A 20,908-nucleotide genomic window follows, 5' to 3' on the forward strand; every position below is an offset into this window, starting at 1 on the left:
CGTCACGGTCAAGCGCGGCTTCAGCTACTCGCTTGGCGTCTGGCTCGAATACGGGACCGCGCCGCACTTCATTGCGGCCGTGGGCGGGGTCGGGGCGCGAAAACTGAACAACGGGCTGCGCGAGGCAAAGGGCAACCTGACGCTTGTGATCGGCGGTCGGCCGGTCGGGCCTGAGGTCTTTCATACCGGGTCGCGCGCCTTCCCGTTCCTGCGCCCCGCGCTGGACGTGAAAGAGGCCGAGGCGATCCGCGCGGCCCAAGAATACATCACCACCCGCCTGCGCCGGAAAGGCCTGGCTCCCGATGACATGGACGATGACGCATGAGCGACCAGCCTATCCCGGACGTGATTGACGGGGCGACGATCATCGGCGCGGTGTTGCAGGGCTATGCGCCGCTGCTGGCGCTGGTCGATCGCGACAGCATCAAGGGCGGTCGCCTGTCGGGCGACGAGCCTCTGCCAGCCCTGTTGGTCCGCACGATCAGCGTCGTGGACCGCAAGCGGCTGAAGCGCGGTGCGACGCGCCGTTGCATCGACCGGGTTTCGGTGACGGTCCGCGCGGTCAGCTGGGCGCAGCAACGGGCCGTGATCGGGCTGGTGGCGGACGCCGGGGCGGATCGCACCGGCAATATTGGAGGCGGCCGCAATGTCTCGATCCTGCTCGCTGGGCGCGGGCCGGACGTGGATGGCCCCGGCGACACCTACGAACAGGCCCAAGATTTCCGCGTCACTTACGACGCCATCACAGGAGCATGACGATGACCGACACCACCAAGTTCAAGGCCAAGGTGCTGCGCGACTTCACCGACGCAGGCACGGAAACCAATTACACCAAGGATCAGGAGGTCCAGTTGACCGCTGGCGAACTGCTGAACCTGACGCTGGCCGGTCTGGTCGAAGAGGTGGCCGACGCCCAGCCCGAAGAGGGCAAGGCGAAGAGCAAGGCGGCCAGCGCCTAATCCATCCCGCCGCTTAATAGGAGCAATATACTATGACTTCGCAGACTGCGGCGGGCACCACGCTCGCCATCTCCGCCGCTGCGCCCGCCACTCAGGACAAGGCCGGTTACGCCGCGCTGTCGTATCTGGTGATCGGGCAGGTGGAAAAGCTGGGCACCTTCGGCACCAGCTTCGCCAAGGTCGAATTTCAGCCGATGAAGGGCGGCAAACAGAAGTACAAGGGTTCGCCGGATTATGGCGCGGTGTCGCCGACGATCGCGCTCGACAGCGCCGATGCCGGGCAGACCCTGTTGCAGACGTCGGGCGATGACGAGAGCCAAAAGCTCTATTCCTTCGCCGTCACCTATCAGGACGGCGCGATGCGCTATTTCCAAGGGCGTACCTTCGGGATGCCGGAAACGGCGGATGGTGCGGACACGATGCTGACCGCTGCCCCGGCCATCGAAATCTGCACCAAGCCGGTCAAGGTTCCGGCCCCCGCATAATCCCTTTCCGGCCTAGCCGGTTCATGAGCATCGGCCCGCCCCGCGTTGCGCGGGACGGGGCGGGTCGGTGCATCCCGCGCAATCCCGCCGCAAAGAGGTTTCCAATGCTCGATATCACCACGAAGGCGATTTCCGCCACCGCTCCGCTGCACCTGAAGGATGCCAGCGGCAATCTGATGTACGATGGCGGCCAGCCCGTCCGTATCCACCTCTGTGGCCCGGCATCGCCGGAATATGCCCGGATCGAGGAATTGCAGACGCAGCGCGCCCTGAAGCGCGCGCAGGACAATGACGGCAAGCCGTCCGCCATGTCGGCCGAACAGCGGCGCGAAACGACAGCGGAAGACTATGCGGCCATCACCGTGTCGTTCGAGAATTTCACGTATCCCCCGGCTGGTGACGCCAAGGGCGCAGAGCTGTACCGCGCCACCTATGCCGATCCCGCGTTGGGTTTCATCGTCAACCAGATTACCCGGTTCCTGGCTGATTGGGGAAACTTCAAGCGAGCGTAGGCCAAGGCCTTACGCTCTACGTTCGGCAAATGGCGTGGCTGGCCGCCACGCCAAAGCCGCCCGAGGGGTCCAGACGGGCCGAACGTTGGGAAAAGGCTCCGGCTTCCACGAAGCGCAGCCGGGCCGAGCGGATGGGGAAAAAGGCGGCGGAAAACGCCATGCCGCCCAATCCCATGCCGCACCTGATCGAACGGTTCATGGAAATGGGCATGGTCGAAGCGGCGGGCATGGGGACCGTCGCGCTGAGTTGGCCGACGATCGCCGCATGGTCCCAAATGACCGGGGTGCGGCTCTCCCCATGGGAGGCCCGGCTGATCCGCCGCCTATCCGTCGAGTATCTGGCGGAGGGGCGGCGGGCCGAAGTGGAGACCTGTCCCGCCCCGTGGAAAGCCCCGGTCAGCAAGGCCGAGATTGAGGCAGAGCGGGCGGCGCTGGAACGTCTGCTGGGCTGATCAGCGATGTTCGGCGACGTAGCGCTTCAGCACATCGTCGAGGCGGGATTGCCAGCCCGCCCCGGTGCTTTCGAAAAAGTCCACCACCTCCCGCGATAGCCGAATGTGTTTTGGAATCTTGGTGGGGCTTTTCTGGCGGCCCCGCCCGCGTTGTATTTCGGCTGCGATGGCGGGCAGCGCTTCCGCAAAGGGGCGGGCGCTGGCCAGCTGGGCGTCGGTGAGTTCGGGATTGTCCGACACGGCGTCCATGTCCGCTTGGGTGTAGGGTTTCGTCATTCCACCAATTTCCTTTCCTTGGCGCTGGCGGGGCGGGCCGAGATGATCGAAAGCCCTTCGGTGCCCAGCGTGGCGAAAATCACGGTGATCACGCCGTTCAGGCGACCAACCGCGAACCAGCGGCCTTGTTTCGCTTCGCCGACCATCGCGGACAGGAAGAACGCTTCGTCAATGTCGGCGAAATCAATGCCGTGCTTGGCAAGGTTCGCAGCGCGCTTCGGTTCGTCCCAAACGATCATCATGAGCTTTTTGTAGCCACAAAAAGCCTAACGGTCAACGCAAATTGTAGCCACAATATGGGCTGTCCGAACGGGCGGCCCTTTTCTTTTTGGAGCCCCGGTCATGGACAATTTCGAAGGTGCGGCGCTTGGCGTCGGGTTCGATATCGATACCGGCGGTTCGTTCGAAGCGCTGGCGCGGCTGGATAGCGCGATCGATCGCGCCAGCGCGAACGCGATCGAAGAGTTCAACCGGGTCGAACGCGCGTCCGCGTCCATGCTCAACCTGAACGGAGCGCAGGCCGCGTTGCGGACGTTCGCGGCGGAATCGTCGCAGACGAGCCGTGCCGCGCAGCGTGAATATAACTCGGTTGAAAAAGCCGGTGAGCGTCTGGTCGCCCAAATTGAACGCCAGAATGGGGCGTTCGGAAAGACGCGCGAGGAAATGCGGCTCGCCAAGGTCGAGGCTGCGGCGCTGCGGGCGGAACAACAACGGCGTGTCGATGTTGTCCGCGCCGCTGCTGATCAAGCCGGGCGCATTGTCCAGTCGGGCAGAGGGGACCGCGCAGCCGGTGATTGCCGCCCCCGCGATCCCCGACGATGCCGAAATCTCCGTCGACGTGCTGGCGGAGGGCATGGGCGCGCGGGGCCTGCGCGTCATGCTGGTGGGGAACTACGCATGATTATCCAGGCACCCAAAAGCCTGTCGCTGCTACGGGTCGATTTCGCAGGCTCGGAATATGTCGCTGGCGACCGGGCCTATCCGAACGCCGAGGCCATCCCCGAAGTCCGCATGGCCGGACCGGCTGGCGTATCCGCATCGCTGAACGGGGCGCTGTATATCACCCCGGCCGGGCAGCGCCGGATTGTGCCCGGCATGGGCTTTCGTCGCGAACCGGCATCGCAAAACATGGTGACGATGCGCAACGCCGCGCCGATCGATATCGCCGGGTGGACGCTGCTCAACAGTCGACCGAGCGGCGCGTCGGCCAGCCTTGTCGATGATACCGACAGCCTGCGATTCGCCCGGACGCCGGACGGCAGCGAGTTTCTTTTCGCGGCGTTGCTGGATGCCGGCGTCATGAACGGCAGAGTGATCGAGTTCTATAATCCGAGCGACACGACCGACTTTGCCATTCCGTTCTTCAGCGCCGCCCCGAATGCGCGGGTGGCGTCGAGCGTCTACGCCAAGTCCATCACCGGGGCCTGTTACCTGACCGTGACGGGCGGGGGCGGTTCGACGGCCGACTATTTCGGCGGCCAGTGGGCGCGGATAGGTCGCGTGCATACGGCGACGGCCACGGGCGGGCAGGGCCGCCTCGTGGTGCGTGCGGGTAGCCGGGTCCGTGTCATCCTCGCCCAAGTCGAGATGGATGTGATCACCAGCCCCATCATCACCGTGGGGCAACCGGCCGCGCGCGGTGGCGACGTGTTGGAGGTTCGCGGGCTCAACCTGCTGGATCGGCCCCACACCATCGTCGTGGAGGTGGAAATCGCGCGGCAGGACAATGCCGAGCGGACCATGCTTCACCTGACCAATGGGAAGGGGGAGGGCTATGCGCTCGCCCGGACCACGGACAATGCCCTGACCGGCACTCAGACGGGCAGTTTCCGCCGCCCCTGTGTTCCGCGTCTGGTGGGGCCGGGGCGGGTGCGCATGGCCCACCGGGTCGGCCCACGGGGCCAGACGATCGGCGCGGCCGGGCTGCTCGCCCATGCCCCGTTTGCCGAACGCCCCGCCCAGCTGGACCGCGTGGCGATCGGCGCGCGCCTCGACGGTTCGTTGCCCATGACGGGGTGGGTCCGTTCGGTCGAAATTCTGTGTGAGGTCGGCGACGACGATATGGAGGCGATCGTTGCCGCTCCGGCCGACGCCTTCCTGCCCGAAACCCGGCGCTATGTCAGTCCGACCGGCAATGACGACAATGACGGCCGGACGCCTGCAACGGCATGGCGCACGCTGGCCAAGGCGGCGGATGGTACGCAATATTGGCCGGGTACGCATTTCTTCCTTGAGCGGGGCGGGGCGTGGTCGGAGACGCTGTTGCCCAGCAACCGCTGCACCTATCGGCCCTATGGGTCGGGCGCTGCCCCGCAAGTGGGGATCGGCCAGACATATGGCGTGGACGAGAACGCCGCGAACGACTGGCGCATTCAGGGGCTGCACATCACCCGCGCCAAGTCGCGCGGGATCAACAGCTATGGCGGCTCCGGGCTCATGATCGTCGGCAACGAGATATCGCGCAACGGCTCGACCACCGACGACAATGCAATCGGCGTCGCGATCCGGGGCAATACGCGCAAGGCGGAATCGGAACTGATTTCGAAGCCGTCCGAGGTTCAGTTGCAGGCCTATGCGATCAGCGAGGCGGCCTTGAGCGGCATATTCCGGCTGGAGTGTACGACAAGCGGGACGGGCGCGGCGACGCGGTGGCGGGTGCGTCGGCCGGACGGTTCGCTACTGGCGGCCACCGCCAGCGGTGGCGTGGCGTATTCGCAGAACGGCGTTTCTTTCACCCTGACCGGCACCGCGTCGGCCGGGGACGTGGTGGAGATCCGCAACAAGCCGTTCAATGAGATCGCGCTGCCCGGAAATGCCTTGGCCGACGATATCCTGATCGACGGCAACTATATCCACGACAATGTGGGCAAGGCGGCGGGCGACGCGGTTTATATCGAGGGCGTGGGCGGCGTCGTCATCGTGCAGGGGAACGATATCCCGCCGCCTGAAGGGGTGCAGGCCGACTGTATCCAGATTGGCCGCAACAGCCATCTCTATGTCCGCCGCCCGGCCCATGCGATCGTGCGGAACAATCGCGTGGTGGCGTATGCGGGTGGCGGCAAGGGCGCAATCGTGGTTCGGTCGGAAACCTGTCTCATCGAAAGCAACCGTGTCCGGGGGCATAATTTCTGTGTCGCCGTCATGGCGCGGGGCGTCATCCGCTGGAACTATCTGGAGAATGCGGACCTGAACCCGTATTCCTGGGGTGCCGGTCCGGGCGAGGACAATGATGTCGAGGATCAGGAATATTACGGCAATGTGATTGTCCGCTGTCGGCGCGGCATTTCGTCTTCCGGCAACGGCAATTCCACCATGACCCTGACCGGGCGTATTCCTCGCCAGCAATACCGCTCCCGTCTCGCCATCCATGACAATGACATTCGGGAAGCGGATGCGGCCATCTTCATTGATCGGGCGACCAGCGGCCGCGTCCAGTTCAATGCCGCGCAGAAGGTAACTCTGCTGCTCGATCGTCGCACCACGGCATTGCCGCCCGGCGAAACGGACCTGCGCATCGGGTTCAACCGGCTGGACTGACCCGCCCAGCCATCAAGGAGACAGTCATGGAAAATCTGTGCTTCGCGGCCCCGGAGGTCGCGAAATGACGGCGCTTGGCCATATCGTTAGCGTCGTGGCGATATGGACGCTGATGCTATTCGGCGTGCGGTTCGCCGTGTCGGCCGGGCACTGGCTGGTGCCCACGATCCTTGCCGGATGGACGCTGTTGCGGTGCCGGGGCGGCAATCGTTCGATATGTCGCGCGCGGTTCCGGGCCGTGATCGATCAGCTGCACGTCGACCTGATCACCGCCATCAAGACGCCGTGGAGCGCCACCCTGTTGTTCGCGGGCTCCGTCCTGATCGGGCTGGGTTATTTCAGCGGCTCGCTGGGCGATGCGGCGCGACTTGTATCGGCCCGGCCGGATCGGTGGATCGCGTTCGACGTGGCCACGGACTGCATCGCATCCGCCCTTGCGGTGACGGGCATGAGTTTCTTGCTGGCGGCCTTTTCCCGCCATCGGACGGCCAGCTTTCTGGTCAGCGGCGTCCTGATCCTGATGGGCCTTGGAATAGGAGTGGTGACGCTGTGAGGGACTGGCAGTTCTACGCACTGGCGGCCTTTGCGGTCGCGTCGGGGCAAGTGCTGAAGATCGGCCGTAAACTGGAAGCGGGCCGCGCGGTGACGTGGCGGGATATCATGGTGCTGTGTTCGATCCTGCCCGCGTTCGGCGCGATCGGCGGGGCCATGGCCATCCATTTCCATATGCCGGTCTGGTCGGTGCTGTTCGCGGGCACCTGTGCAGGCTGGACGGGCATCGGGACCATCCGCCTGATGCTGGCGGCATTGCCGTACATCCTGCCCGAAGCGCTGGCCAAGATGGTCCGCGCGATGTTCGGCGACAAGGATCAAACCGGGGCCTGAAGGCCCCACCATCAAGAGGACAATCAAGATGATCGAACCAACGTGGCTGACCGCCGCGCGGGGCAAGCTTGCCGTGCGTGAAACACCCGGCCCCGCCAGCAATCCGACGATCATGTCATGGGCCAAGCGGGTCGGGGCCAAGGTGCTGGGGATCGCGTTCAATGGCGATGACGTGCCGTGGTGCGGGCTGTTCGCGGCCGTGTGCGTCACCGAAGCGGGACTGAAGCCCCCGCCCATCGCGATCCGGGCGAAAAGCTGGGCGACCTGGGGCGATCCGCTCGACCCCAAGCGGCTGGCCCCCGGCGCGATCCTCGTATTCGAGCGGCCGGGCGGGGGGCATGTCGGTTTCTATGTCGGCGAGGACGACACGGCCTATCGCGTGATTGGCGGCAATCAGTCGGATGCCGTGACCTATACCCGCATCGCGAAAGACCGTTGCGTCGCCCGGCGCTGGCCCGCTGGCCTCCCTGTGATCGGCGCGCCGGTTCGGCTGTCGGTGGCGGGCGTTCCGTTGTCGAGGAATGAGGCGTGAACGCCCTCGCACTGTTGCGCCGGTTCTGGCCCGCGCTGATCGTCCTGGCCTTGGGGCTATGGGCCGCGCGCCTCGACCATCTGCGCGCCGATTATCGGCAAACCCTGACCAATGAGCGGGCCGCATGGTCCGCCACGATCGCGTCGGCCGAACAATCCCGGCTGTCGATCGAGGCGCGCAACGCCCGCCAGCTGGCGGCAGCGGCCGAACGCTACGCGGCCAGCTTGGCCGACCGCCAACCCATCATCCTCCGATCCAGAGACACGGTGACACGCTATGCGCAAACTGATGCTGGCCGGGCTTTGTGCCTGGCTGCTGACCGGGTGCGGGGAGCGGCAGCGGATCGCGCTGCCCTCTTCGCCGAACCCGCCAATCCGTCCGAAGGCGGCCAAAGAGCCGTGCCGCCCGGTTCCCCTGACAACCCAAGCTGACGGCAGCATGTCCAGCGCCGACGCCGAACGGGCCATTCGGGACGGCGATATCGCCCTTGCCGCCTGTGAGGCGAAGCGCCGCCTGCTTTGGGATGCTTTCCCCAACAATTCCTCGACCAATTGAAAGGACTGACCATGGCTGATCCCTTCCGCGGATTTGCTGACACCGTTTCCGATCCCGCGACGCGCGCCGTCGCGATCGTCCCCGCCGACGCTGCCGATCTGGCCGATATCCCCAAGGGCATCTATGTCGGCACGGGCGGCGATATCACGATGATCGGCGCAGGTGCGCCCTCCGGCGCTACCGGCGTGACGTGGAAGAATGTGCCCGCCGGGGCGCTCATTCCGTTCCGCCCGCGCCGCATCCTCGCCACCGGCACCACGGCCGCCAACATGCTGGGGCTCTACTGATGCCCGGTATCGGCATTGGCCTGGGCCTTGGTCTTGGCGGGAGCGCTGGCGGCGGTGGGCCGAGTCTGTCGGCCAGCAAGTCCACCTATTACACCACCATTGCGCAAGGCGCGCTGATCGCGTCCCTGACCGATCCTTTCGGATCGGGCGCGACTTATGCCGTGGTCGGCAATGCGCCCGCCCAACTGGCGCTGGCGGCGGGCGGACGGATCGTGGCCGGGGCAGGGGCGCAGGCCGATGGGCAGGCGTCCACCATCGTCATCCGTGCGACGAAGGGACAGCGTGCGGTCGAGGAACCGTTGACGTTCACGTCCATCGCGATCCCGCGCGCGGCGACTTTCCCCAAGGCCGGGGATCTAGTTTTCGGCATGTCGCCCTACCGGACGGTCGGCAACAGCACCACGACGCTGGCCTATGCGCCTGCTGGCGGGTTTCTCAACGAGGTGTCCGACAACTTCATGACCGCGCAGCCCGCCGGGTGGCGGCCGGTCTATCTGAATTTCGGTTTCAACAGCGCCGATTCGGCGGGTCCGACCGCGCTGGAAACCCCGCCTGGCAATTCCAACACCATCGACGGGTCCGTGACCTTCACGGCGGCCAATGGTGGCGGGACGCGCGTGGCGGGCACGTTCGGCGGGGCGGCCTCGATCGTCATGCCGGATGGCGGCTTCGCGATCGAGGATCCGCGCCCAGCCTTTGGCGGGGGCTATCACCGGGTCAGCCTGACCACCCCGGCCGGTGGCAAGCGTCCGACCGGCTGGAACGCTGATGTGGCCTTCGGCGAGTATCGACGGCGCGGCACGGCCTTTTCAGCCAGCAACATGGCCGGGGGCCAGATTACGGGCAGTACGCCCGATAGCAGCCGGGGTTACAAGCCGCATGGGGTGTTGGTGCCGTTCGACGGCTCGACGCCCTCCGTCTTGCTGATCGGTGACAGCATTACCCAACAGAACGACATACGCCCCGACGCACGCCAGTTGGTTGGGGGCATCGTCAAGGGGCTGGGCGATCCGTCAGGGCCGGGATCGTTCGGCATCGCCAATTTTGGCCACCACGGCGCATCCATGGAAGATTTCATGGACGTGACGCCGGGCAGCAACCGCTTCAGCCAGCGCTATGCCCTGTTCGCCGCCATCCGCGACATGAACGGCGGGCGATGGCCGTTCACCCATATCTGGTCGCAGGGACTGCGGAACGATTTTTCCGGTATCTCCAGCCCGACCAACCCGGCCGATGCCCTCGTGTTGATGAAGGCACGGGCGCAAGCGTGGTGGGATTTCCTAGCCAAGACCTTCCCCGGCATTCCGATTATCCAATCCACGGTCAGCACGCGGGTCACGTCCTCTAGCGCGACCAATTACACGACCTTGGATGGGCAGGAGCCGCGCCCGTACACGGCGGGCGTCGCGCTGGAGGATTTCAACGAGTGGTTGGTCCAGAACTGCCCCGCGCCGCTCGCCATGGCGGTCGACCTGCGCGAAGGCCAGCGCGAGTTGCGCCCCGATGTGCAGTTCGCCGGGCAGGCTCCGGTATGGGCGCGGCTCGCTTTCGTGAAGGCGGGCGGGGGCAAACTGGCGACCGCACTGGCGGCGGGGACGGCAACCGCGACCGTCAAGATAACCGCCACCACGCCCCCGGCGGTGGGCAGCATGGCCTATTTCGAGCCGGGCACGAGCGCCGTCGAGATGAAGGGGAATATCTCGACCGTGACCGACAATGGCGACGGGACGTTCACGCTGGGGCTTACGCCGAGCATCACGCCCAGTTCAGCCCATGCGGTAGGATCGGTTTTCGCAACCTCCCCGACGACAGACGGCACCCACCCGGAGAGTGTGGTGCACGACATATGGGCGGGCACGGTTCGGTCGATCAAGCCGCTGATCCTTGGCGTCTGAGGCTGTTCAAGGGGGTGCCTGACATGTACCCCCTTGGGCGCTTCCATTTACACCGTTGTCCGGCTGGTCCAGTCCGGCACGACCATGCGCGGGCGCTGTCCGCATTTTGTGCAGCGGAAATGCCGCTTCAGGCCGGGAACCTTGCGATCATCCGGCCATCGGTCAGCGTCCACCGAGGCGCTATGTCCGCACCCGCACCATACCAGCACACGGCGCACGTCATTGGCGCGCATGTTGCCAAGGCTCATCCAGCCGGGATCATCCCTCATGGCCACCGCCTGCGACGGCGGGGCTCGCACTGTTCGGCGAGCAAGCGCCTGACATAATATTCGTCCGGGCCATCGGGCAGGCCGTCGAGCGTCATGTAAATTCGGCCGCCCCGATGGCCGCACCCGGCAATCTCCCCTTCGCCCCTGCACACGACGCGCGGCTGAAGGTCTTCGATCGGGGTTTCGCGGTGGAGGCGGTAGGATTTGCGCGAATCGAACAACAGCGCAGATGCCGGGATGCGCCGGACACGATAGCAGCGCAGGCAGATGACGATGAACGTCACCCCAAGCCCGCTCGCATCGCCGATCGTATGACACCGTTTATACGCCATGCGATTGAGAACGCATGGAGAACAGATTCGGTCAAGGGTGATTGGGTGCCCACGGATCGCGAGCGCTCAACGAGCCCAAATGAATAATGGAGTGATATGACCACAGGCGGCGGAATCGATGGTTTGGCTACCGTAACGAATTTCGAAGGGTAGCTCCAAAGTCAAACTTTCGTACCATTTACAATGATTTCCACTCGTGTCAGCTTCGGTACCGATCGCAGTGGAAAAGCAGAAAGAGATTCGCACTGCTTTAGTATCTTACGGGGGCGATGTTGGACGGTAACGACGATAGTGAACGCATCTACTTGTGCTCTCGATCTGATGACGATGGTGAGCAGGCGTATCGGATCGATATGGATCTCGAAACTGTCCGTGCTTGGGGGCGTGGCGACCCGCAGAATGATGATCTAGAAGTTGATGCAGAACCCGTTGATGACGAAAACGTTCAAAAAAATAGTCCTTTCCGAGACTTGCTGCGCAAAATCACGGATAAGGCGCGCCAGCAAAATGAGATGATCGCCTTTGTAAATACTGTTGGCCGTGACATGCCGGGAATTATGCTGGCCAATGGCGCTGTTGGGGATGCCACCGAGCACGGGGTAAAGGTAGAGAGTGGAGACCGCTACACGATTGTTGCCCTTGAACCCAACGATGTTCCGGCTGTTACCGAAAATATACGGAATGTCGCAACGTTAGTAGATGGGCTTTCCCAGTTGCCTGAGGCCATACTGCTGAGCATTGTCGGAACGTTTGACAGTCAAATGTCTGATATAGTCCGAACGATGCTGGAGGTGCGTCCCGAAAAGGTTAAGCTTAGCGAGAAGACAATGAGTCTTGCGCGAATATTGCGCGCAGAAAGCATAGCCGAACTTGCTGAGGAAGCTGTTACGGATGAGGTTTACCTATTTTCACGGGAGAGCCATGACATACAAGTCAGCTACATTGAGGATAAATTTGACGTCGACATAAAGAAGGATTGGAAGAGGTGGCCAGATTTTATTGAAGTTTTCGAACGTAGAAATCTAGTCGCCCATGGTGAAAAGTTATTCACTAAGAGATATGTCGATAATTGCTTGAATCATGGCCATAAGGGTAGTGACTCTGTATTGGGCATGCCAATACAAGTAACAATTCGATACATCAGGCAATGTTTATCTATCTTAACGGAATGTGCAATTCTGACCACGTTCAGTCTATGGCGGAAGCACGTTAGAAATGAAGAAGAAGATGCGTTTGGCTTCATGGTCATGGTATCATTTGATCTTATCAAGAGTCGGCAATACAGTTTGGCAGCTTACGTCTGTGAATATGCACTTTCTCTGAAAACTAAAGGCCGCAAAGAGAACGTGCGTCTTCGACTTGTCGTGAATCTTGCGAGCGCTCATGCCCATCTAGATCAGCGCGATGCGGCTGAGGGCGTGCTGGACAAGGAAGACTGGGTTGCAACGTCTGACGACTTTAGAATCTGCGTTGCCGCGCTTCGGCGTGATGTTGATGAAGTCATTCGTCTTATGCCAATAACAAAAGCTTCCGGAAATATTGACATAGAATCATTTAGGGATTGGCCTGTATTTGATTTTGTGAAGAAAGATAAAAAGTTCAGAGAGGCTTTTGAGAAAAACTTTGGAGAAATATATAAGGTTAAGCGGAGGCTGCGTCCAGCAAGGGCGGCTTCTCTGGCTGATCATACCGACGAGTTAAGCTCGGTGCCGGAAAACGGCATTCTACATTGACCGCAATTTTCTGTTCTTATTAGGAGGTGGCGCGGTGGTATGAAAGGTGTCGACGCATGGGCTCTAGAATCAGCCTACGCTCGTGCGGTCGTTAATGTACGTTCTCGTCCGGTTCCCTTCACCCGCTCCACATTCGCGCTGAACCCACATAAATCCGCCATTCCGGCGTCCGGCCGCGCCTCGCGGGACACCGGATTGTGCACCAAGATGTGCACACGATGGTATCGTCCGCCCGCATGAGAGGCCCGCGCCGGCGACCGGGCGAGACGTGGATGTGGCCTCGATTTCCTATCTGTGGCGGCGCGGCGCGCGCTATCACTATCGCCGCAGGTTGTACCTGCGGAAAATCGTCAACCGTCCTATAACGGTCCCTTTGGCCACCGCGGATCCGGCCGAGGCACGTCGTCTCGCCACCCGGCTCTCGGCGAAATGGGAGGTGTTGACGATGCAGATGTTCGATCGTGCCGGTCGCGGCTTTCTGAAAGCGGGCGAGTTGGAGAGCGTGTTCCGGGCGGGCCTGGACGAGGAGCTGGGGCTGGCGATGGCCTCCCGGCTCGACGGCGGCATGACGGCGGGGCTCGACCGTCGTCCGCTCCGCGTCCTGGAGGCGACCTATCGGATCGCCGCGCGTGTGCCGGCCGATTCCGACAGCGTGCCATCCGACCTGATCGACGAGCTGACCGACGGCTTCTCCGCGCAGGACCGCGCCGCCGTCGTGCTCATGCTCAAGTCGCTTGCGCCGCACCGAAGCGCGCGGCGGGACGCCGAGTATGTGCTGCACCAGCTGTCGGCACCGGTGACCGACCGGACGATCGGCGATGCGCGGGTCCAGCTCCTCCTCGCCCGGGCGGAGGCGCAGGCGCGCGCGACCTTCGCGGGCCATCCGCTCGTCGTTCGACAGGGCGATCCCTTCGCGGCACTACTTGATGACGACGTCGTCGCGGCAATCCGCCGAGGAACCGTCGGCCATCAGGCACCGGCTGATATGAGTTCCGCCGTCGATGGCGATCCCTACGCAGCCCCCGCCGCTTCCCTGTTCCTCGTGCCGGATACCCGACACTTCAGCGAGATCATCGAGCCGACCATCACGCTGATCCACAAGTCCGGCGACTGGAACGCCGACCTTGAGCAGCGGCGCCGCGTCATTCATGGCTTCGCCTGGATCAGTGGCGACAAGCGCCTCTGCGATTACGGTCCGGCCGACGCCCAGCTTTTTGCCAAGACCTTGCGGGACCTGCCGGTCGATTTCCGCTGGGGGACGTCGACAGAGGGCGCCATGTCCCGTCCACTCGCCGACGCCCTCGCCGAGATCGAGGCGATGCCGGCCAAGACCCCGCGCAGCGACCGCACCTTCAATCGTGACCTGACGATCATGGCACGCTTCTCGCGCGAATTGGCCAAGACCGCGTGGCGACCGAAATACGGCAAAGACCTGATCGTCGACTTCAACGCCTTCACCACCTCGATCAAAGCCATTCCGGGCGAGACGGATCGGATGCCGTGGACCGAGGAGCAGCTGGTCTGCGCGTTCTCCAGCCCCATCTACACCGGCGGCGGCGGATGCAAGCGGCGGCTGAAGAACGATCCGAACGCGACGGTCTGGCAGGACGCCGCCTATTGGGTGCCGCTGCTACTCGCCTATACCTTCATGAGCCGCGAGGAGGCGTGCGGTCTGGAATGCGAGGAGGTCGTGTTCGACGTCAGCACCCCTTTCCTTCTCGTCAAGGCGAACATGACGAAGAGCAAGGACGGCGTCACGGCGGCAGGGCTCAAGCGCCCGTCGCGCTATCGCGTCATCCCGCTGCATCCGGAACTCCTGCGCCTCGGCTTCGAAGATTATGTGGCGGCGATCGAGGCCGAAGGGCACAAGATGCTGTTTCCCGAACTCTATCGCGGGGATCTCGCAAAGCGTGGCGGCGTCCGATTCTACGCGACATCCGGTCGGTACCTGCTCGATCATGTCGACAGGATCACGCCGCTCCTCCGGACTGCGTCGGGCAAGCGCGCTGATCTACACTCGATGCGCACCTCCGGGGGCAGCGCGCTTGAGGATTCGCAAGCCAAGCAGATCCATGTCGACGACATCATGGGCCATGCGCGCAAGGGTACCGGGCCGCGCAACTACAGCAAGGCGTGGTTCGCCAAAGGCGGTGCCGCGATCCTGGAAAAGCGGCTCGCGCTGATGTGCGAAGCGACGCCGAACGTCACGGCGCATCTCGCGCGCGCGCCGCTCGCCCTGCTGCCGCTGGAAGAGCGGTCGCGGACCGGGTCGTCGGTGGGATGCGCGTCCCGGAAGAAGGCGTGACGGTCGACACGTCCGCACGGCTTCCCATGAAGGCGTGGCATCACGATCAGCACGATCGCGATGCCACGCCGCATCAGAGCTACCACGGGTCACAGTGGGCGATCAGGCGTGCCCGTCACCCTATCGGGGCAGTACGCCCAGCGATCAGGGCTTGCGCCTCTAGCGATCCGGCAGCGGTGGTGATCTTGCCCGCCTGAATATCGTCGGCGATCGCCAGCAGGCGGGCGCTGATCACGGTGCCGGTTTCCGCTTCCTCCGGGATGGCGATACCGCCCTTAGTGTCCGCTTCCCGGTTCCAGGCGGCCCGTACCGCCGCCCAATAGTCCTTGGTTTTCGCCCAATAATCGTCGGCGGCCTTCGCGTCATAACCGTCGAACCGGTCATAGGTGTTGAGCACCGACTCCTGGACGATGGGCACGGGCTTGCCGTCCTTCAGCGCCATCTTGGTATTGTCCTGCCAGTGAATCCAGCCGGTAGGCGTCGGCTGGTGGCGGTTGATCGAATAATAGCGGTCATAGACCGGATGGCGGACGGCATCGCGGCGCGCGAGCGGGCGCCACGTCCAGTTCGACCGCCAGCGGCGGACACCGGCCTGCGTCTCGAACTGGCCCCATCCGGCATAGCGCGGGCTGTCGTCGACCTGATAGACGGTCTGCGACCAGCGCCCGGCGCGCATCCGCTCCGGCACCGCCTCCCACACCCACTTGCCTTGGCCAGCATAAACCAGCACGCGGGCGGGCTGATAGTCCCAGTCCTGTCGCCAATGCTTGATGACATGGGATTTTCCGTCATGCTCGACGACCAGCAGGTGCTGAAGTGCGATATGATCGGGCGTGTCCTCGATAACGCGCACCACCTCGTTCCCGCCGGAAATCTTGCGCTCCAGCGGCGTATAGCCCGCCACCCACGGCGTCGTTTCCTGCATGTCGAAGCGCACCTTGTAGTTGCCCGCCATCGCCAGGATTTCGGCGCGGTCGGCGGCTTTCGCCGCCTGCGCCTCGGCGGCGGTCTGCTTGACCGGGCCATCGGCCAGCGCGGGGACGGGCAGCAGCGCGAGCGCCGCGACGATCAGCATCGAGGGATTTTTCATGATGTCTGTCCTGTCAGAAGCGGAAGGTGAGCGAGGCGCTGGCGTTGCGGCCCGGCTGGGTGAAAGCGATCGGGGGCACGTCGGCCGCGCCGATCGGCAGTGGACGCGGCACCGACAGGCCGCGCACGTCGGACCACCAGGCATAGGTGGCGTTGGTCAGGTTGAAGACGCCTGCGCGCAACGTCAGCGCATCCGTCAGCCGGGCGAAGACGGTGGCGTCGAGAATGGTGAAGGCGTCGGGCCGGAAGCAGGTGCTGGAACACAGGCCGGTCGTGTCCTGCGCCGCCTTGCGCGCGCTGTGCGTCATGATGAGCTGTCCGCCGAAGCGGCCGGCTCCCGGCTCACGCCAGCCCACGCCCATCACCAGCTTGAGTGGATCGACCGTCGACAGCGGCGTGGTCGTGCCGTCGGGCGCGATCTGGTCGCCCTCGGCATAGGAGATGGCGAGCTGTCCGGTCAGGCCGTTGCCCGCGCGCGCATCCAGGCGCGCCTCAGCGCCCTTCACCTTGGCGCGGTCCAGATTGATGAACTGGTACACGGCCGGGTTGCTCGGGGTGAAGGCGCCGCTCACCACCTCCTGGCTGATGAAGTCGCGGTAATCGGCACGGAAGACGCTGGTCGACAGGTCGACCGCGTCGCTGTTCAGGCGCAGGCCCGCCTCGATCGCCTCGCTGGTCTCGGGCCGCAAATTCGGGTTGGGGGCCGAGGTGTAGCCGAAGGCGATGTTGGAGAAGAACTGGTTGATCTGCCCCGGCTCCGGCGCGCGGAAACCGCGAGCATAGCTGGCGAACAGCCGCACCGTCGGGGCGAGCGCCAGCACCGCTCCGATGCGCGGGCTGACCCGGTCGGCGGATTGGCCCGCGCCGGTGAATTGCGGCAACAACGGATCCTTGTCGGGCGACAGGCGGTACCAGTCGTAGCGCAGCGCGGGGTGCAGGGTCAGCGGGCCGATGCCGATCTCGTCGCCGACGAACGCGCCCGCCAGCGTGAAGTCGGTGCTCGGAAAGGCGCGGGTCGGGAAGGTCTCGCCCGCCGGCGGCACCGTGCCGTCGCGCACGCCCCGCTGGCGTAGGACGCTGATATCGGCCCCCGTCACCAGCCGATGGGTGATCCCGCCCGTGGCGAAGCCCAGCCGCACCTCGCCCGAGCCGCCATAGACCCGGTTCTCCAGCGTGTTGAGCCGGGTGCGGTCGGCCAGCGTGCGGCGATCCTCGGCGCTGAACTGACGGTTTTCGGCGTCCTGGACATAGACCGCCGCCCGCGCGAACTGAACGAGCCCGGCGCCGTCATAGGTCCAGTCGAGCCCGCCGCGCCAGCGCTTGCCGGTATCGCGCGCCTGCAATCCCGCCACGCTGGCGTTGATGCCGGTCAGCACCTCGGTCGCCACCCGGTGGTCGAGATATTCGCCGGTGGCGCGAAGGCGGTGGCCGGGCGCGACGTCCCAGACCAGCTTGCCCATCAACGCATTGGTCTGTCCGTCCTGCGGATTGGGCGCCGTGCGGGTGACGCCGGTGCCCTCGACATCGCCCTTGTTCTTCAGCTCGGAAAAGTCGCGGCGGGTATAGGCCAGCATCGCCGACACCGCTCCCGTTCGTCCCGCCACCACCGCCGACTGGGTGAACTCGTCGTCGGCCGAATTATACTGGGTCCGCAGCGATCCGCCGAAGGACTTGCCCCCCAGGATGTCGGCCGGATCGCTGGTCGTGAAGCTGACTGCGCCTGCCAGCCCGTCGCTGCCGTACAGCGCCGAGGCCGGTCCGCGCAGGAACTCGACCGACTTGATGAGGCCGAGGTCGACATAATCGCCGCGCCCGACATCCTGCGCGCCGAAACTGAAGCCGTAGGGCACACGCACCCCGTCGACCTGGATCAGCACGCGGTTGCCGCCGATGCCGCGCACGACGAAGCCTTCATTGCCCGCACGCCCGGTCGACCCCATCGCCGCGCCGAACCGGGTCGGCGCGCGCCGCACGCTGATGCCGGGCTCGAAGCGGACCAGATCCTTGATGTCGGTGGCCAGTTCGTCGGCGATCTCGTCTGCGTCCTTGACCGAGACGGTGACCGGCGCGTCCTGCGCCTCGATCGGCGCACGTGTCGCGGTCACGACGATATCGCGCTGCTCGACCGGCTCGTCACCCCCACTCGCCGGATCTCCAAGCGCTGCCAGCGCCGCCAGCGTCCGAAACATGAACCCACCCCATTTTAGCTATCGACTATCAGTCGCAATAAAGAGGTGGCTATGGACAGGCAATTAGAATCTGCGAATGCGTCGCATTACTTTAGCTGTCTGGTTCAGTAGTGCGCCCGATCAGGGTCGCGCGTGGGACGAGATATCGAACAGCCGGCACGGGTGCGGCGAACAGCTGGATCGCCCGCCAGTCGAACAGCCGCTCCCTGAGCCAGGCAGGCTGCAGCCATTCGTCCGTGACGTGGCGGCCGACCAGGAACAACCAGGCGGCAACGACGTCGTCCTCGAAGGGGTCACCTTCCGTGTGATAGGCGCACTGTTGAGACAGGTAGCCGGTGATCGCCCAATGCCGCTCCGCCCAGTGCCACCAGATGCGGCATCGTTCGTCGTCCTGAAGGATGTCGTAATCGTGGTCGATCAGCCTCGACAGGTCGGGGTCGGGCAGGTCCGCGCCGGTCTGCGCCGCGATCAGTGCATAGGCGCGGTCGGCCCATTGCCAGATTTTCTCGTCGGCATCGCGAGGCGTGTCCCGCATCATCCGGACGTGCATCGAGAGGTTGGTGAAGCGCTGCCGTGCCTCGTTCGCCCAGAAGGCGAATTTCGCGTCCCGTACGATCATTTCCTCATAGCTGGCATAGCGCGGCATGGGATCATCCTCCCACTCGAATTCCGTCCCATCGCCAACGGGGAGGTCGAGTGGGCAGTGGAAGGGAGAGCCTCGGACCGCATCCCAATACGGGCGGGGGATCGGCCGACCGGACTTTTCGAAATTGGCCGGCGGCAGGACGAACCCCGTCGACAGCGCGCCAGGCAGTCCGCCGGCCTCGTCAGCCATCGGCGATACCGATGCATCGTCATTCTCAACCAACCCCTCGTCACGCGCTCGCGTGAAGGCAGCATGGAAAAGCGTGGCCGGCGGCATGGCGGCCTTGCGCTCGCGAGCGAGCGCCGTCTTGATCCTCGCTGGCAAATCTGTGCGCGAGCCTTACTCCATTTCGAGTTCGTGTTCCCATGAAACCCGAGCTGCGCGGTATTCTAACCCCATTTTTGGGAACACAGTCCCCGGTGCGATCCAGGCCCGCGAATTAAGCGGCATTCTAACCCCATTTTTGGGGAACACAGTCCCCGGCGCGATCCAGGCCCGCGAATTAAGCGCCATTCTAATCCCATTTTTGGGGAACACAGTCCCCAGTTGATCCAAGTCCGCAAATTAAGCGGCATTCTAATCCCATTTTTGGGGAACACAGTCCCCAGTCGATCCAAGTCCGCAAATTGAGCGGCATTCTAATCCCATTTTTAGGGAACACAGACCCCAGCCGATCCAAGTCCGCGAATTAATCGGCATTCTGACCCCATTATTCGGGAACACAGTCCCGCACACCTGAAGTTGCGCAAGACCTTTGTCGGGTATGCGGCACACCCGACAAAGGGAAAGCTCTGGCGAGCGGTCGCTTCGCGATAATCACCATCGTCATCGACGGTGGTGGCAATAAGCCATAAATTTTCCCGGTTCATCCTATAAACCGTGGAGACACATGTCATGCACAATTTCTATTGTGCGTCGATTGTATCCGGTGAACACTAGCGACCATGACACCGCAGCTCGCCTTCAACTTTGAACCCCCGGCCGAGATGAACTCGCACGAAGCTGCCCGCGCACGGGCCGCCATCGGGCGATACCGCTCGCGCATGTCCGATGACGATATCACCGGGCGCGAAACCGACGTCATGGGCCTGCAGCGACGCCGGACGATCGACGAACCGAAACGTCAGGTCGCGGCTGAGCGGCCGGCTCGTCAGTCGCGTGGTCTGCCGCCGGCACGCTTTCATAGGCCCCGCCCGCCGGTCGGCAGACCGTGCACCCCGGACGGGCGGCAAGCGTTCCACTTCAAGCTGACGAAGGTCACCAAGGGGGTGGATGGGGCATGCCGCACCAATGACGGTGAGCCCGCCGATCCCGTCGGCCACGTCGGTTATGTGACGCGCGAAGACGCCGTCGCGCTCGCCGTCCCGGTCGAGGTCCATGACGCCGTCGCGCATGTCGACTATGTGGCGCGCGATGAAGCTCTCGCGCGCGGCGGTGATGGCGCGGCGATGATCGAAACCAACATCCCGGGCGATGCCGGCGCCTTCTTCGCCACCGTGCTCGCGCACGAGGACAGCGGCCATCCCGACGGCATCTGCCTGGCCGAGCTGTCCGACCCGCAAGTGCTGCACGCCATGATGCAGCAACCCGACATCCCGCCAGCGCTCATGACGGCCCTCGAGCGGATCATGGCCGATCCGGAGGCCCACCGGGTCGAGAAGGCGGGACGAAAGGACGGGGGCTCGAAGAGCCGGACACACCCCTTCCAGGTGGACGCCGACATCACCGATTGCGCCGGCTGGTTGAAAGAGCATGATCCCGATAGACTGGTCCACCTCCGCGAGGGACGCGGCGGCATCGTCCAGCGCCGCATCACCGGCGAGTTGCCGGCGGATCTCGATCTCGACGGATGCCGCAGGGTCATGAAGGCCATGGGGAGCGAATTGGCTCGCCGAGGCCTGCGCTATTATATCGCACTGCACGCGCCGACCGCCGCGAACGACGAGCGCAACTGGCATTTCCATCTGCTT

25 protein-coding genes and 1 pseudogene are annotated in these 20,908 nt (G+C 64.0%); 17 read left to right on the forward strand and 9 right to left on the reverse strand.

Annotated elements, in window-relative coordinates; translation table 11 throughout:
* The 5 genes and pseudogenes from SM191_RS18110 to SM191_RS18130 form a co-directional block, all read left to right on the forward strand.
* Nucleotides 1–325, forward strand: a pseudogene (locus SM191_RS18110) (HK97 gp10 family phage protein); the annotation flags it as partial.
* Nucleotides 322–756: a tail completion protein gp17 gene (gene gp17 / locus SM191_RS18115; protein WP_341507416.1), complete on the forward strand. Its 435-nt coding sequence runs from the start codon at nt 322–324 to the stop codon at nt 754–756. The pseudogene SM191_RS18110 and the gene gp17, both read left to right, overlap by 4 nt.
* Before the next feature lie 2 nt (nt 757–758).
* A complete protein-coding gene (locus SM191_RS18120) occupies nt 759–959 on the forward strand; it encodes a hypothetical protein (protein ID WP_341507417.1) in 201 nt (66 codons plus the stop codon).
* A gap of 32 nt (nt 960–991) precedes the next feature.
* Nucleotides 992–1,444, forward strand: coding sequence for a hypothetical protein (locus tag SM191_RS18125; RefSeq protein WP_341507418.1), 453 nt, complete (start codon nt 992–994; stop codon nt 1,442–1,444).
* A 104-nt stretch (nt 1,445–1,548) separates the two neighbouring features.
* Nucleotides 1,549–1,956 carry a hypothetical protein gene (locus tag SM191_RS18130; protein ID WP_341507419.1) on the forward strand — a complete coding sequence of 136 codons (408 nt, stop codon included), beginning with the start codon at nt 1,549–1,551 and terminating at the stop codon, nt 1,954–1,956.
* A gap of 16 nt (nt 1,957–1,972) precedes the next feature.
* Here SM191_RS18130 and SM191_RS18135 read toward each other — a convergent pair whose 3' ends face one another.
* The gene (locus SM191_RS18135) at nt 1,973–2,116 is read right to left on the reverse strand and encodes a hypothetical protein (protein ID WP_341507420.1); all 144 of its coding nucleotides are present in this window, start codon (nt 2,114–2,116) and stop codon (nt 1,973–1,975) included.
* Between SM191_RS18135 and SM191_RS18140 the strand changes: the two genes are divergently transcribed.
* On the forward strand, nt 2,115–2,408 hold the full coding sequence (locus SM191_RS18140; RefSeq protein ID WP_341507421.1) for a phage tail assembly chaperone: 294 nt from the start codon (nt 2,115–2,117) through the stop codon (nt 2,406–2,408). The two genes, SM191_RS18135 and SM191_RS18140, sit on opposite strands and share 2 nt — an antisense overlap.
* On the opposite strand, the gene SM191_RS18145 is transcribed toward SM191_RS18140, so the two are convergent.
* Genes SM191_RS18145 through SM191_RS18155 form a run of 3 tightly spaced genes read right to left on the reverse strand, consistent with a single transcriptional unit; the run spans nt 2,409 to nt 3,431 of the window.
* The gene (locus SM191_RS18145) at nt 2,409–2,684 is read right to left on the reverse strand and encodes a BrnA antitoxin family protein (protein ID WP_341507422.1); all 276 of its coding nucleotides are present in this window, start codon (nt 2,682–2,684) and stop codon (nt 2,409–2,411) included.
* The gene (locus tag SM191_RS18150) at nt 2,681–2,926 is read right to left on the reverse strand and encodes a BrnT family toxin (protein WP_341507423.1); all 246 of its coding nucleotides are present in this window, start codon (nt 2,924–2,926) and stop codon (nt 2,681–2,683) included. Before SM191_RS18150 ends, SM191_RS18145 begins: the two co-directional genes overlap by 4 nt.
* Nucleotides 2,927–2,957: 31 nt before the next feature.
* The gene (locus SM191_RS18155; RefSeq protein ID WP_341507424.1) at nt 2,958–3,431 is read right to left on the reverse strand and encodes a hypothetical protein; all 474 of its coding nucleotides are present in this window, start codon (nt 3,429–3,431) and stop codon (nt 2,958–2,960) included.
* Here SM191_RS18155 and SM191_RS18160 point away from each other — a divergent pair.
* The 8 genes from SM191_RS18160 to SM191_RS18195 all read left to right on the forward strand — a co-directional run bounded on the left by SM191_RS18160 (nt 3,406) and on the right by SM191_RS18195 (nt 10,375).
* A complete protein-coding gene (locus SM191_RS18160; protein WP_341507425.1) occupies nt 3,406–3,585 on the forward strand; it encodes a hypothetical protein in 180 nt (59 codons plus the stop codon). The two genes, SM191_RS18155 and SM191_RS18160, sit on opposite strands and share 26 nt — an antisense overlap.
* On the forward strand, nt 3,582–6,221 hold the full coding sequence (locus SM191_RS18165; RefSeq protein WP_341507426.1) for a hypothetical protein: 2,640 nt from the start codon (nt 3,582–3,584) through the stop codon (nt 6,219–6,221). The genes SM191_RS18160 and SM191_RS18165 overlap by 4 nt, the downstream gene beginning before the upstream one ends.
* 94 nt (nt 6,222–6,315) lie before the next feature.
* The gene (locus SM191_RS18170) at nt 6,316–6,774 is read left to right on the forward strand and encodes a hypothetical protein (RefSeq protein ID WP_341507427.1); all 459 of its coding nucleotides are present in this window, start codon (nt 6,316–6,318) and stop codon (nt 6,772–6,774) included.
* The gene (locus SM191_RS18175) at nt 6,771–7,106 is read left to right on the forward strand and encodes a hypothetical protein (protein ID WP_341507428.1); all 336 of its coding nucleotides are present in this window, start codon (nt 6,771–6,773) and stop codon (nt 7,104–7,106) included. The genes SM191_RS18170 and SM191_RS18175 overlap by 4 nt, the downstream gene beginning before the upstream one ends.
* Before the next feature lie 28 nt (nt 7,107–7,134).
* Nucleotides 7,135–7,638, forward strand: a complete 504-nt coding sequence (locus SM191_RS18180; RefSeq protein ID WP_341507429.1) for a TIGR02594 family protein — start codon at nt 7,135–7,137, stop codon at nt 7,636–7,638.
* A complete protein-coding gene (locus tag SM191_RS18185; protein ID WP_341507430.1) occupies nt 7,635–8,069 on the forward strand; it encodes a hypothetical protein in 435 nt (144 codons plus the stop codon). Before SM191_RS18180 ends, SM191_RS18185 begins: the two co-directional genes overlap by 4 nt.
* A gap of 135 nt (nt 8,070–8,204) precedes the next feature.
* Nucleotides 8,205–8,480 carry a spike base protein, RCAP_Rcc01079 family gene (locus tag SM191_RS18190; RefSeq protein WP_341507431.1) on the forward strand — a complete coding sequence of 92 codons (276 nt, stop codon included), beginning with the start codon at nt 8,205–8,207 and terminating at the stop codon, nt 8,478–8,480.
* Nucleotides 8,480–10,375 (forward strand): hypothetical protein, encoded by a 1,896-nt coding sequence (locus tag SM191_RS18195; RefSeq protein ID WP_341507432.1) that lies wholly within the window; start codon nt 8,480–8,482, stop codon nt 10,373–10,375. Before SM191_RS18190 ends, SM191_RS18195 begins: the two co-directional genes overlap by 1 nt.
* A 47-nt stretch (nt 10,376–10,422) precedes the next feature.
* Here the strand turns inward: SM191_RS18195 and SM191_RS18200 are convergent, their stop codons facing one another.
* Together SM191_RS18200 and SM191_RS18205 are read right to left on the reverse strand one after the other, a co-directional pair.
* Complete coding sequence (locus tag SM191_RS18200; protein ID WP_341507433.1) at nt 10,423–10,644, reverse strand: hypothetical protein; 222 nt, start codon at nt 10,642–10,644, stop codon at nt 10,423–10,425.
* A complete protein-coding gene (locus tag SM191_RS18205; RefSeq protein ID WP_341507434.1) occupies nt 10,641–10,976 on the reverse strand; it encodes a hypothetical protein in 336 nt (111 codons plus the stop codon). Before SM191_RS18205 ends, SM191_RS18200 begins: the two co-directional genes overlap by 4 nt.
* 353 nt (nt 10,977–11,329) lie before the next feature.
* On the opposite strand from SM191_RS18205, the gene SM191_RS18210 reads away from it, so the two are divergent.
* Together SM191_RS18210 and SM191_RS18215 are read left to right on the forward strand one after the other, a co-directional pair.
* On the forward strand, nt 11,330–12,709 hold the full coding sequence (locus SM191_RS18210; RefSeq protein WP_341507435.1) for a hypothetical protein: 1,380 nt from the start codon (nt 11,330–11,332) through the stop codon (nt 12,707–12,709).
* 268 nt (nt 12,710–12,977) lie between these two features.
* Nucleotides 12,978–15,014 (forward strand): DUF6538 domain-containing protein, encoded by a 2,037-nt coding sequence (locus SM191_RS18215; RefSeq protein ID WP_341507436.1) that lies wholly within the window; start codon nt 12,978–12,980, stop codon nt 15,012–15,014.
* A gap of 115 nt (nt 15,015–15,129) precedes the next feature.
* On the opposite strand, the gene SM191_RS18220 is transcribed toward SM191_RS18215, so the two are convergent.
* From SM191_RS18220 to SM191_RS18230, 3 genes are all read right to left on the reverse strand, one after another.
* The gene (locus SM191_RS18220) at nt 15,130–16,104 is read right to left on the reverse strand and encodes a DUF6607 family protein (protein WP_341507437.1); all 975 of its coding nucleotides are present in this window, start codon (nt 16,102–16,104) and stop codon (nt 15,130–15,132) included.
* A 13-nt stretch (nt 16,105–16,117) separates the two neighbouring features.
* Nucleotides 16,118–18,292, reverse strand: coding sequence for a TonB-dependent hemoglobin/transferrin/lactoferrin family receptor (locus SM191_RS18225; RefSeq protein WP_341507438.1), 2,175 nt, complete (start codon nt 18,290–18,292; stop codon nt 16,118–16,120).
* A 91-nt stretch (nt 18,293–18,383) separates the two neighbouring features.
* The gene (locus tag SM191_RS18230; protein ID WP_341507439.1) at nt 18,384–19,214 is read right to left on the reverse strand and encodes a hypothetical protein; all 831 of its coding nucleotides are present in this window, start codon (nt 19,212–19,214) and stop codon (nt 18,384–18,386) included.
* Between the two features lie 668 nt (nt 19,215–19,882).
* Here SM191_RS18230 and SM191_RS18235 point away from each other — a divergent pair.
* On the forward strand, nt 19,883–20,908 hold a 1,026-nt coding region (locus SM191_RS18235; RefSeq protein WP_341507440.1), incomplete at its 3' end, for a hypothetical protein.

Origin of the sequence: Sphingomonas sp. 2378, assembly GCF_038084995.1 — a bacterium.
Classification (GTDB): Bacteria; Pseudomonadota; Alphaproteobacteria; order Sphingomonadales; family Sphingomonadaceae; genus Sphingomonas.